Raw genomic sequence first — 12,745 nt, 5'->3', positions numbered from 1 at the left:
AAAAGTCTTCGCTCTATCAATTATTTGCACCTTAAGTAGAACTAAGATGGTGATATATCAAATCAATCGGTATCCAACGTAGCTCATTATCGTGATGCAAGGTATAATTCGCCAATTTAGCCACCATTTTGTAAGAAGTATGGAAAACTTAATCGCAATAGTCGCCACTATTTTGTATTTTTTATCCATAGCGACCATTATTCCAGGCTTAGTTAATCAAACTGGGATTCGTGTGCAGACAGTATTGTTCAGTTCAGCACTGGCGCTGGCTTTTCATGCGTGGTTACTGAGTGATTTAATCTTCAACGCTAATGGGCAAAACCTCAGCATGCTCAATGTGGCATCATTGATCAGCTTTATCATCTCACTGGTGATGAGCATTGCGATGTTAAAAACGCGCTTGTGGTTTCTGTTGCCAGTTGTGTACAGCTTCGCCGCGATCAACGTCAGCGCCGCCTCATTTCTTCCCAGTATGTTTATGACTCACTTAGAAAACAATCCGCCGCTGTTGTTGCATATTTCTCTAGCACTATTTTCGTATTCAACCCTTTCGATTGGCGCACTCTACGCTTTGCAATTGGCTTGGCTGGACTACAAGCTAAAGAAAAAGAAGATGCTAACCATCAACCCCAATTTGCCACCACTACTGATGGTAGAAAGGCAACTGTTTAAAATCATCTTGATAGGTAACGTATTGCTTACTGGTACCTTGATTACTGGATTTGATTTTGTCGGTGATATGTTTGCTCAAGGCAAAGCGCATAAAGGTATTTTGTCTTTCATTGCTTGGGTTGTCTATTCTGTATTGTTGTGGGGACATTACCGAAAAGGTTGGCGCGGTAGAAAAGTGACTTGGTTTGCTGTCGCTGGTGCAACCTTACTGACACTGGCCTACTTTGGTAGCCGTTTTGTAAAAGAAATCATTTTGAGCTAACTCAACACGTTTGATAGCGTATTGACACATTCATTTAATTAGATCATTACTTAATCACACTATTTATAAGGAAACACCACGTTTTGGACGACATTTCAACGGGTATATTGTTTGCACTACTCGCGGGTCTCATCGTAATTTCGGCTTATTTTTCAGGTTCAGAAACCGGCATGATGTCTTTGAACCGCTACCGCTTAAAGCACTTGGCCAATACCGGCCACAAAGGTGCAAAGCGTGTTGAAAAACTGCTTGATCGTCCAGATCGCCTCATTGGTTTGATCCTCATCGGCAACAACCTAGTCAATATTTTAGCCTCTGCGATTGCCACTATAATCGGTATGCGCCTTTATGGGGATCTAGGAGTGGCCATTGCTACCGGTGCGCTGACTTTGGTCGTTCTGGTTTTTGCTGAAGTGACACCAAAAACATTGGCCGCGCTTTACCCTGAACGCGTATCTTACGCCAGCAGCATCTTACTGATCTTCTTAATGAAGATATTGTCACCATTGGTGATGTTCATTAACTTCATCACCAATGGTTTCATCCGCTTACTGGGCCTTAAGGCCAAGCATGGTGGTGACGCTCACTTGAGTTCTGAAGAATTAAGAACCGTCGTCAACGAAGCGGGTGGTCTTATTCCTCGTCGCCACCAAGATATGCTGCTTTCCATTCTCGACCTTGAACATGTCACAGTGAACGACATCATGATCCCACGTAACGAAATTACTGGTATCAATATTAATGATGATTGGAAATCTATCGTGCGTCAGTTAACTCACTCGCCACACGGACGCGTGGTGCTTTACCGAGACAAAATTGATGAAGCGGTGGGCATATTGCGCCTTCGTGATGCTTCTCGTTTGATGTTGGAAAAAAAAGAGTTCAATAAAGAGATGATTTTACGTGCCGCTGATGAAGTCTACTTCATCCCGGAAGGCACACCGCTCAACGTACAATTACTTAAATTCCAACGCAACAAAGAACGGATTGGCCTGATCGTTGATGAATACGGTGATATCAATGGCTTGATCACTGTTGAAGATATTCTCGAAGAGATTGTAGGAGAATTCACCACCTCGATGGCACCAAGCTTAGCCGATGAAATTACCCCACAAAGTGATGGCAGCTTCTTGATTGATGGCAGCGCAAATATCCGTGACATTAACAAAGGGCTGAAGTGGAAACTGCCAACAACGGGCCCAAGAACCTTAAACGGTTTACTTTTGGAGCACCTTGAAGATATTCCAAGTAGCCATTTAAGTGTCAAAGTTTCTGGCCATGCGATGGAGATTGTGGATGTAGAAGAAAACCGCATTAAGCAGGTTAAAGTCTTTCCACGCAAAACCAAAAAACATTAATCGCCAGTCACTGCATAAAAGAAAGAAAAAAAGCTTGGTCACTGCCAAGCTTTTTGTTTTTAAATTGTTTTTAAAGGGCCAGATCTGGCGATCTTTAATCCACTTTCAGCTCTTTGAGCATCGACTCAGGTAAAGCAAGCTCATCATTTTTATTCACCGCAATACCTGCCGTGATAATCGCTTGAGCAATCTCTTTAGCTTCTGTTAACGAGTGCATTGAGGCTGTACCACATTGGTATTCGTTTAGTTCAGGGATCTGATCTTGGCTCTCTACTTTTAGCACATCATGCATCGCCGCTAACCACGCTTGCGCCACTTGCGCTTCTGTTGGCGCGCCAATCAAGCTCATGTAAAAACCTGTGCGGCAGCCCATAGGTGAGATGTCGATGATTTCTACATCATGACCATTTAAGTGCGCGCGCATAAAGCCAGCGTATAAATGCTCTAAAGTGTGGATCCCTTTTTCTGAAAGAATATCTTTGTTTGGAGCAGTAAAACGGAGATCAAATACGGTGATTGTATCCCCTTTAGGCGTCTGCATATTTTTTGCCACACGTACCGCAGGCGCATGCATACGAGTGTGATCTACCGTAAAACTGTCGAGTAATGGCATTGCTTTCTCCTTATTTGGCAAAGAGCGATGCTCTGCCTATCAATGTTAGATTATGATCGAGAGATCATTTTAGGTACGAAAAGTAGCTTTCAAGAAATTCTTCAAAACTTTGAGTATCGTGTTGTTCTATCTGTTGCTGAGCGGCTCGAGAACGCAGCACTTCCTCTTCCATCACAGACTCAGAATAAGTTTGATAGTGATGTGCCAGGTTGGCTTGTCGGTATTCTGCTCCTAATGCACAACCCACCTTACCGAGCCCGCCAAACTGTTTAGTCTGTTCAAGCAGTTGAGCGGAAAAGGTTAATTCTGGATTATCAATCCACGAGCTTAGTTTCTCGCATACGGCTTGGTATGCGTTACCACCACAAGCACTATCCATCACTTGCGCTATTTTGCGTAAGTCATCAAATACACTATGCGCCCACGCTTGCAGCGTCAGTTTCTCACCGCGACAGCCAATTTGTAACTCTAAACCCGGTTTACGACCTTCTAAAATCACTTTGTTCCAGTTATCTCGCCAACATGCCAGCTCACAATTGTCCATCGGATCTGAATCGGAAAGAGCTGTCCAAGTGAGGAACAGATCGAGAAAACGCACTTGATCTTCAGTAATACCAATCGGGCTAAACGGGTTTACGTCTAACGAACGCACTTCGATGTATTCGACTCCACCTCTCTCTAACGCTTGTGACGGCTTTTCGTCATTTTTGGCCACACGTTTAGGACGGATCGGTGCATAGAGTTCGTTTTCTATCTGCAAAACATTGCTGTTGAGCTGACGATGTTCACCATCGACATACACGCCTAGTTCTGCAAACTCTTTTGATGGGGTGCGGATCGCCTGATTCAACCCTTCTAGATATTGATCCAAGCTATTAAAACCAATTTTCAAACCACTTTGCGCGCTATTGGTATAACCCAAATCACTGAGGCGCAACGAGGTAGCATGAGGAAAATAAAGCGTTTTACCAATATGTTCAAATGGCAGATGGCTTTCACGTCCGCGCACAAACGATGAACATAACGCAGGTGATGCGCCAAAGAAATAGGGAATGAGCCAGCCAAAACGGTAGTAATTACGAATCACACCAAAATAGGCTGCCGATTTTGTCTCAGTGCGCTGGGATTCAGTCTGATCGCCATACAAGGCATCCCAAAATGATTCTGGAAATGAAAAATTGAAATGCACGCCAGAAATGATCTGCATTAAGCTGCCGTAACGACGCTTTAGACCTTCTCGATAAAGGGTTTTCATTTTACCCGTATTCGATGAACCATATTGCGCCAGTTCTATATCATCTTCGCTGCCAACATAACAAGGCATAGAAAGCGGCCACAGTTTTTCGTCACCCAATTTGGTTTGAGCAAAATGGTGAATATCCGCCAGTTGTGAGAGTAAAGTCGGCACGTCATGAGAGACTGGTGTAATAAATTCAAGCAATGACTCCGCAAAATCAGTGGTGATCCAACGGTTGGTTAATGCGCTGCCGAGTGCTTCTGGATGAGGAGTCAGAGCTAACGAGCCTTCTGGGGTATAGCGTAACGTTTCACGCTCAACGCCTCGGCCAAACTGCTTAAACACTTCTGATTTTTTAGTGACTTGTTCAAGTCGTGCGGCAAAATTAGTCAAAATAATGATTCGCTTATAGGTGAATGATCCGAATGAAAGCGGCTCTAACTCAGCAAGAGAGTAGAATGGAGGCAAACAATCTGCCCCCTATAAATGTGTACTCTAGCGGATGATTTCAAGCTCTTCTACGGGAATATCTAATTTTTCAAGTTGTGGCTTCAACGTTTTCGCATCACCCACCACGATAATTTGATACTCTTGTGGTGCAAACCATTTAGCGGCGAGTTTATTGAGCGTTGATTTTTTTACGTTTTCTACCAGTTCATTTCGTTGCTGTAGGTAATCTTCATCCAAACTATAGGTCAAAATATTACTAAGCAACTGCGCTTTTTGTGATGGTGTTTCATACGTCAGTGCATCTTGTTGGCCGACAGCAAGGCGCATAAATTTTAGCTCTTGGTCGGTTAAGCCACTTTGACTGAATGTTGCCATCTCTTTTTCTATTTCAACGATTGAAGCTACAGTGGCATCAGCACGCACTTGAGCATTGAAAACGATAGCGCCCACTTCTCGATTGCTCGCGAAATAACTCCCAGCGCCATAGGTGTAGCCTTTATCTTCACGCAAATTTTGATTAATGCGGCTGTTAAAGTTGCCCGCTAAATTGAAGTTAGCCAGTTGGCTGAGAAAAAGCTCGCCAGTGGCATCAAAAGGCAACCATTTTCGCACAAAACGGACGATGCTCTGCGGCGCATCAGGCTTATCAACCAGATATATCTTCCGCTCTGTCAGTGAGTTCACCACTTGGGGACGTAACAAAGGAGACGCTTCACCACGCCACTGCCCTAAAAAGGTTAACTGTTTAGCGACCTCTTTTTTGGAAATGTCGCCAACCACAACGATTTGCGTACCATGTGGCGTGTAATGTTTCGCATAAAAGCGTTTTACATCTTCTAAGGTTAAATCGTTTAGTGATTGCTCAGTGCCTTCACTTGAACGCGCAAAAATAGAGTTGCCAAACAGCACTTGACGAGTAGCTTGTGAAGCAAGCCAGCCCGGTGTTTGGTGCTGGTAAACCAACCCTTCCAGCATCTGTTGTTTCAGCCGTGTAAAATCGCTCTCTTTGAAAGCAGGATGAAATAAAACTTCTTCAACCACATCCAATGTTGCTGCAACATTCTTCTTCAAACTAGAGACGATAATACTGGTCGAATACTCATTGGCAGTAACACTGATAGTCGAACCTAACGTGTCGAGTTGAGCTTGAATCGCTTCCACTGAGCGTCGAGTTGAGCCTTCTTCAAGTAGCGCCGCGGTTAAATTAGCTAACCCTTCTTTGCCACGCGCGGCGTGTCGCTCCCCTGCCGGTAAATTGATATTAATTAGCACGGTCGGCGTTTCGCTGGTTTGTGTGGCTAATAACTCAATACCGTTATCAAAATAGAGTTCATACAATGTCGGCATTTGTGCTTTCACACCTTTTGCCACAGAAGGCATGATTGAGCGATCAAATTGATCTTCAACCTGGCGATAAGCCAATTGATCTTCGGTTATCGTTTGATGCTCAGGTAGCACTCTTTTAGGGGGTACGAAATTGGCTTTTTGAACGGCAAGATCGGCTTTATGTTTAGGTACAACACTTAAGGTAACCTTATGTTGATGAGCAATGAAGCGCTTATAAGCCTGTTGAATTGACTCTGGGGTGACCGCATGAATCTGAGCTAATTGCTGCTCTAGGCGATCAGGCTGCCCATAAAACGTTTCGTTGGACGCAAGCTGCGTCACTTTTCCAGATACGCTTTGCAGCGCAAAGACCGCATTCGCTTCCGCCATACCGGTAATTTGATCAAGTCGACTCTGATCTACCCCTTGCTGCTCAAACTGACTGAGCGTTTGCATTAACTCTCGATACAAAGGAGCAAGCTGAGCCTTTTCACCCGAAGGGGCCATGGCATAAACATAGAAGGTACAAGCCAATTCGGCGCAATCTTGGAATGCACCCGCATTGACGGCTTTTTGAGTTTTGACCAACGCTTGGTAGAGATAACTATTGGTACCGCTGCCTAACACTTTGGCAAGCGCATCTAACGAGGCTTGACTTTGAGCACCGCGATATTCTGTCGGCCAGCCCACCACAACCATGGGTTGCTGAATGCGATCTTCCAAGGTAATGAAACGATCTTGCGCCAACTGGGCCAGCTGTTTAGGTGCGTTATCAACGGCTGGGCCTGCCGGTATGGTGCCAAAATATTGATTAACCCATTCAAGTGTTTGCTGAACATCAATATCACCACCAATGGTCAGCACTGCATTATTCGGCCCATACCAACGTAAGAAAAACGCTTTAAGATCGTTGACGTCCACTCGGTCAAGATCTTCGACATAACCAATGGTTTGCCATGAATAAGGGTGTCCTTCGGCATACATCGCCTCCGCCATTTTTTCCCACATCAAGCCATAGGGGCGGTTGTCGTAGTTTTGTGCACGTTCGTTTTTTACTGTGTCACGTTGGATCTCAAATTTACGTTGAGAAACTGCGTTGAGCAAAAATCCCATCCGATCAGATTCGAGCCACAACACTTTTTCTAGCTGATTTGAAGGCACGGTTTGGTAATAATTAGTACGGTCACGGTTAGTACTCCCATTCATGGTTCCTCCCGCTTCGGTGATCAAACGAAAATGTTCTTGATCGCCAACGTGCTCCGTTCCTTGAAACATCATGTGTTCAAAGAAATGAGCAAACCCTGATTTTCCAACCTCTTCACGTGCCGAACCCACATGATAAGTGACATCGACATGCACTAAAGGATCTGAGTGATCCGGTGAGAGCACGACAGTAAGGCCATTATCGATCTGATATTTTGCATAAGGGATCATCACTTTTTCTGGTTGAGCATCCACCTGCTCAATCAGCGTAACCCCTTTCGGTAATGATGAAAAAAAAGCGATAGGTGCGACCGTTGATGAACAGCCATAAATGGCAATAAGAGAAAGGGCACCTAGCCAAATTTTTCTCATAACAGCTCCTTAGAAAAAACCATAGAATACAGCGGAAAGCATGATGTAACGCAGTGCTTTGCCGATCAAAATCATGACAAAAGTAGGTAAAAATTTCATGCGTAGCCAACCTGCAGCCAAACAAAGCACATCGCCCACCACAGGTAACCAACTGAATAAGAGGACCCAATAACCATATTTATTGAGCCAAGCTAACGCTTTATGACCGTGCTTTTCGCTTTCAGTTCGATTAGGCAACCAGATACCGAGCCAATAGTTGGTCAGACCGCCGAGGGTATTGCCAGCGCTTGCAACGGCGATAACCCAAAATACGGGAAATTGATTCAGGCTTAATGTGGCGAATAAACTCGCTTCTGAGCTTCCCGGTAATAAGGTAGCACTGAGAAAACCACTAAAAAAAAGCACCCACAGCGCAGAACCAGCAAACCAATACGAGAGCGGTTCCAAATAGGTGCTAAAAATGTCTAACATTTCATATCAAGAAGAACTTTGCCTCGAGTATGGCCTGTTTCAATCTGTTGATGAGCCGCAGCCACTTCCGCCATCGGATAAACAGCTTGAATTTCCGTTTTCAATAAGCCAACGCTAACCATATAAAGCATGGTATCGAGCTGTTCAGGATTAGGATCAACTAACATGCCTGTGGCTTCAAAACCAAGTAATTTTGCTTTTTCACAAATAAGCTCAGCACTTAGAGTGGGAACAGTAACGACACGCGCATGATCTTTCAAGCATTTCAAAGCGTCGAGAGCCGCATCACCCCCGACTAAATCAATCAGCACATCCACTTCTTCTAAACGCTGTGAAGCAGGAGCAAAATTGTAATTAATCGCATGAGCACCAAGAGTCGCTAAATAATCCAAATTTTGTTCGCTGCACGTGGTATACACTTCGGCTTTTGCTGCTAAAGCAATTTGTACCGCTAAGTGCCCGACACCACCGGCGCCCGCGAGGATCAATACGCAATCCCCCTCTTTCACTTGCGCTTTATTTAGGGCTTGCGCCGCCGTTTGCCCTGCCAGTGGCAGCACCGCAGCTGCTTCTAAAGTCACAGCATCAGGAACAAGGCTGAGTTCGCTTTCTGCCACACACAGGTATTGGCTGTAACCGCCACCACGCAACGGAAACCCAACAAAGCCCGCCACATTATCTCCAATCTGAAAGCGGCGATTATCTTTCCCCACCTCAACAACTTGTCCAGAAATATCGTAACCTGGCACCCATGGCAGTTTATCTTTGTTTTGCGCTGCAGCCCACCCCAGACCCGCCCGAGTTTTTACATCAATAGGGTTTACACCAGCAAACGCCACTTTTACTAACACTTCGCCAGCTTTAGGTTGAGGAACGTCACTGGTTTGAATAACGAGCACCTCTGGTCCACCAAACTCAGTCATTGCGATCTGTTTATTATCCATGTCAAACTTCCCTATTGATAAAAAGAAAGGGATGCCTCAGCATCCCTTTGAATATATACCATTTTATTGCTTCTAGTTAATCTTTAGCTCGCAAAATAACCATTGGCTCGTCTAGGCTTAGCCAACAAGAGCAAGCAAAACGCCCGCCGCAACAGCAGAGCCCAGAACACCCGCTACATTTGGCCCCATAGCATGCATCAATAAGAAGTTCTGTGGATTAGCTTCAAGCCCCACTTTATTCACAACTCGCGCGGCCATCGGTACCGCAGACACACCAGCTGCGCCAATGAGAGGGTTAATATCCTCTTTCGAAAATTTATTAAGCACTTTCGCCATCAATACACCACCAGCCGTGCCAATACTAAATGCAACAGCGCCCAGTGCTAAAATGCCTAAAGTCTCCAAATTGAGGAACTGATCGGCTTGCAACTTTGAACCAACACCTAGCCCTAAAAATATCGTCACGATATTGATCAGTTCATTTTGCGCTGTCTTGGATAGACGCTCAACCACACCCGATTCACGCATTAAATTACCTAGACAGAACATTCCCACTAATGGCGTTGCTGACGGTAAAAATAGAATCGTCATCAATAGCACCGCCAAAGGAAACAGTATTTTTTCTGTCTTCCCAACATGGCGTAGCTGAGCCATTTTGATTTTTCGCTCTTCAGGTGTTGTAAGTGCCTTCATAATCGGTGGCTGAATGATAGGAACTAATGCCATATAGCTATAAGCCGCCACAGCGATTGCACCTAATAAATCCGGCGATAATTTACTGGCAAGGAAAATAGCGGTTGGGCCATCGGCTCCACCAATAATGGCGATGGACGCAGCATCGGCCATGGTAAATTCCATACCCGGCACATAGTTGAGTAATATCGCACCAAACAGGGTGGCGAAAATACCAAACTGAGCGGCCGCACCTAGCCATAACGTTTTAGGGTTTGCAATCAACGCCCCGAAATCGGTCATCGCGCCCACGCCCATAAAAATCAGCAGTGGAAAAACGCCCGTCTCAATACCAACATGATAAACGTAATAAAGCAGACCGCCGGGTTCGGTAAAACCCGCATTCGGAATATTCGCTAAAATCGCACCAAAGCCGATCGGCAATAACAGCAGTGGCTCAAAGCCTTTGCGAATAGCCAAAAACAGCAGTAAACAACCGACCAAAATCATGCAGATTTGGCCTAGCTGAAAATTAGCGATCCCTGTTTCAGACCATAAGGTCAATAATCCGTCCATGGTTCTCCCTTACGCTAAGCTCAGCAATGGTGCACCAACAGTCACAGCATCACCCTCTTTGACATGAAGATCTTGAACAATACCGCCACGTGCCGCACGGATCTCGGTTTCCATCTTCATCGCTTCCAGAATCACTAACACATCCCCTTCTAACACCTCAGAACCAGCTTGAACATTCACTTTAAAAATGTTGCCAGCGAGTGGTGAAGGAACGGCTTCTGCACTGTTACTTGCAGGCACGCCTGATGACTGTGCTGCTTGAGACTGGCTGGCAGCAATTGAGCTAAGCTGGCCTTGTGGCCCCACTTCAACCGTGTAAATTTGCCCATCCACTTTAACACTGTAGGTTTCAATACCACCTTTTGTCACAACGGTGGCAGGTGTAGGTTTGGCTGACTCCACGGTTGGCGCAGGCTCAAATGCATCTGGATTGTGACGATTTTTCAAGAACTTCAAACCAACTTGCGGGAACAATGCATAAGTCAGAACATCATCCACCGTATCTGCCGCTAATGAAATTCCCTCTGCTTTTGCCTTTTCAAGCAATTCAGTGGTCAACACGGCCATTTCTGCATCCAACAAATCGGCTGGACGGCAAGTGATCGGCGTAAGATTACCCAACACCTTGGCTTGCAACTCAGTATTCACTGGCGCAGGCGTGGCACCGTATTCACCTTTTAATACCCCTGCAGTTTCTTTCGTGATGCTCTTATAGCGCTCACCAGTCAGGACGTTGATCACCGCTTGTGTTCCTACGATTTGAGATGTTGGAGTCACAAGGGGAATGAAACCTAAATCTTTTCGCACACGAGGGATCTCTTCAAGAACCTCATCAAGGCGATCGGCCGCTCCTTGTTCTTTTAGTTGACCTTCCATATTCGTCAACATACCACCAGGAACCTGCGCAATAAGAATACGAGAATCGACACCTTTTAACTGTCCTTCCCATTTAGCGTATTTCTTACGCACTTCACGAAAATAAGTGGCAATCGGTTCAAGCTGTGTCAGGCTCAGGCCCGTATCACGCTCGGTTCCTTCAAGCATAGCGACCACTGTCTCGGTTGGTGTGTGCCCGTAAGTTTGGCTCATTGACGAGATAGCGGTATCCAAAATATCGATACCCGCTTCTACCGCTTTAACGGCTGTTGCCGCTGAAAGACCAGTCGTTGCATGGCTGTGCAGCGCTAAAGGTACGGCACAAGAGGATTTAATACGGGTGATCAGATCTTCAGCTTCATACGGCTTGAGCAACCCTGACATATCTTTAATACACAAAGAGTGGCAACCGAGATCTTCCAACCGCTTGGCAAGATCAACCCAAGTATCTGAATTATGAACAGGGCTAGTGGTGTAAGACAGTGTGCCCTGCGCGTGTGCGCCAACATCAATTGTCGCTTTGACCGCTTTTTCAAAATTGCGAACATCATTCATCGCATCAAAAATACGGAAAACATCCATCCCATTCGCGTGAGCTCGTTCGACAAACTTTTCAACAACATCATCGGCATAGTGGCGATAGCCTAGTAAATTCTGGCCGCGTAGCAACATTTGCATTGGGGTGTTGGGCATCGCTTGCTTAAGCGAACGTAAACGCTCCCATGGATCTTCACCGAGAAAACGGATGCAAGCATCAAACGTTGCTCCCCCCCAAGTTTCCAGTGACCAATAACCGATCTTATCAAGCTCTGCTGCAATGGGCAGCATGTCTTCGATACGCATGCGCGTGGCAAATAGTGACTGATGGGCATCACGAAGGACCACATCCGTAATAGCTAGTGGTTTAGACATGCTCATAAACTCCTTTTCATCCTTTCTATGCTATTTAGCTAATGCGCGGTGCTGGTGCACTGCTGCAGAAATTGCCGCCACAATTTGCGGACTTACAGCTGAAGGGTTTGATTGAACTTTTCGATGTTGAATCGGCGCTGCGATCGGTTGTGGTACATCTTCCGGTACCAAGGTTGACATTAACCGAACGAGATAAACGAGAATAGTTAGAAAAATAAAGACTACAGCCATCCCTGTCATCATAAGGGTGGCGGCGTCAACTAATAGGCTTCCAATAGTAGTCATGTTGCTTCCTTTCTGTGTCATCCTGACAACAATTGCCATCCATTTTTACACATGCGATCTTGGCAAGTGGATTAGGATTATCTCGATTGGTTAATAATTGTCAATTTTGTTTAAGGGACTCTTGTAGATAACACACAAAATCGGCGAACAATTACTCACACAAATCACAAAACTCTGAATTTTCTCTATTAAGAAGGGCATTTAACTAGCCAATACGGCTACGTTAATCAAAAAATGATGCAGATACTGAGAGGGAGTTAAAACATTGCAGATTAACAAGATAAAACAAATAGTTGCCATTTTCAATTTAACAAAATAGCAACAAAAAAACCAACATAAAAAAGCCCCGCACAATGCGATGCTTCTTAATAAATGGCGCGCTCAGGAGGATTCGAACCTCCGACCGCCTGGTTCGTAGCCAGGTACTCTATCCAGCTGAGCTATGAGCGCGCAAAGTTTTGATATTAATCAGCGATAATCGCTAACAGTATCAGGATCAATGACCCTTTGAATAAG

General features: G+C 45.2%; 10 protein-coding genes and 1 tRNA gene. 2 read left to right on the top strand and 9 right to left on the bottom strand.

Annotation, left to right across the window (positions count from 1 at the left end):
* Positions 1-139: 139 nt before the first annotated feature.
* Positions 140-934 (top strand): cytochrome C assembly family protein, encoded by a 795-nt coding sequence (locus VOR_RS0109745; protein ID WP_010319520.1) that lies wholly within the window; start codon positions 140-142, stop codon positions 932-934.
* 83 nt (positions 935-1,017) lie between these two features.
* Positions 1,018-2,292 carry an HlyC/CorC family transporter gene (locus tag VOR_RS0109740; RefSeq protein ID WP_010319519.1) on the top strand — a complete coding sequence of 425 codons (1,275 nt, stop codon included), beginning with the start codon at positions 1,018-1,020 and terminating at the stop codon, positions 2,290-2,292.
* 94 nt (positions 2,293-2,386) lie between these two features.
* On the opposite strand, the gene luxS is transcribed toward VOR_RS0109740, so the two are convergent.
* From luxS to VOR_RS0109695, 9 genes are all read right to left on the bottom strand, one after another.
* Positions 2,387-2,905: an S-ribosylhomocysteine lyase gene (gene luxS, locus VOR_RS0109735; RefSeq protein WP_010319518.1), complete on the bottom strand. Its 519-nt coding sequence runs from the start codon at positions 2,903-2,905 to the stop codon at positions 2,387-2,389.
* Between the two features lie 64 nt (positions 2,906-2,969).
* The gene (gene gshA / locus VOR_RS0109730; protein ID WP_010319517.1) at positions 2,970-4,535 is read right to left on the bottom strand and encodes a glutamate--cysteine ligase; all 1,566 of its coding nucleotides are present in this window, start codon (positions 4,533-4,535) and stop codon (positions 2,970-2,972) included.
* Between the two features lie 102 nt (positions 4,536-4,637).
* On the bottom strand, positions 4,638-7,493 hold the full coding sequence (locus VOR_RS0109725; protein ID WP_010319516.1) for a M16 family metallopeptidase: 2,856 nt from the start codon (positions 7,491-7,493) through the stop codon (positions 4,638-4,640).
* 9 nt (positions 7,494-7,502) lie between these two features.
* Positions 7,503-7,964, bottom strand: a complete 462-nt coding sequence (locus VOR_RS0109720) for a YqaA family protein (RefSeq protein ID WP_010319515.1) — start codon at positions 7,962-7,964, stop codon at positions 7,503-7,505.
* Positions 7,958-8,908 (bottom strand): NADP-dependent oxidoreductase, encoded by a 951-nt coding sequence (locus VOR_RS0109715; protein WP_010319514.1) that lies wholly within the window; start codon positions 8,906-8,908, stop codon positions 7,958-7,960. Before VOR_RS0109715 ends, VOR_RS0109720 begins: the two co-directional genes overlap by 7 nt.
* Positions 8,909-9,025: 117 nt before the next feature.
* Positions 9,026-10,156 carry a sodium ion-translocating decarboxylase subunit beta gene (locus VOR_RS0109710; RefSeq protein ID WP_010319513.1) on the bottom strand — a complete coding sequence of 377 codons (1,131 nt, stop codon included), beginning with the start codon at positions 10,154-10,156 and terminating at the stop codon, positions 9,026-9,028.
* Between the two features lie 9 nt (positions 10,157-10,165).
* Positions 10,166-11,944 (bottom strand): sodium-extruding oxaloacetate decarboxylase subunit alpha, encoded by a 1,779-nt coding sequence (oadA, locus tag VOR_RS0109705; protein ID WP_010319512.1) that lies wholly within the window; start codon positions 11,942-11,944, stop codon positions 10,166-10,168.
* 30 nt (positions 11,945-11,974) lie between these two features.
* On the bottom strand, positions 11,975-12,229 hold the full coding sequence (locus VOR_RS0109700) for an oxaloacetate decarboxylase subunit gamma (protein WP_010319511.1): 255 nt from the start codon (positions 12,227-12,229) through the stop codon (positions 11,975-11,977).
* A 373-nt stretch (positions 12,230-12,602) separates the two neighbouring features.
* Positions 12,603-12,679 (bottom strand) — tRNA-Arg (locus VOR_RS0109695).
* Between the last annotated feature and the right edge of the window lie 66 nt (positions 12,680-12,745).

Origin of the sequence: Vibrio ordalii ATCC 33509, assembly GCA_000257205.1 — a bacterium.
Classification (GTDB): Bacteria; Pseudomonadota; Gammaproteobacteria; order Enterobacterales; family Vibrionaceae; genus Vibrio; species Vibrio ordalii.
The sequence above is the reverse complement of the archived record's forward strand: the minus strand, read 5'-3'. Positions and strand labels throughout refer to the sequence as shown.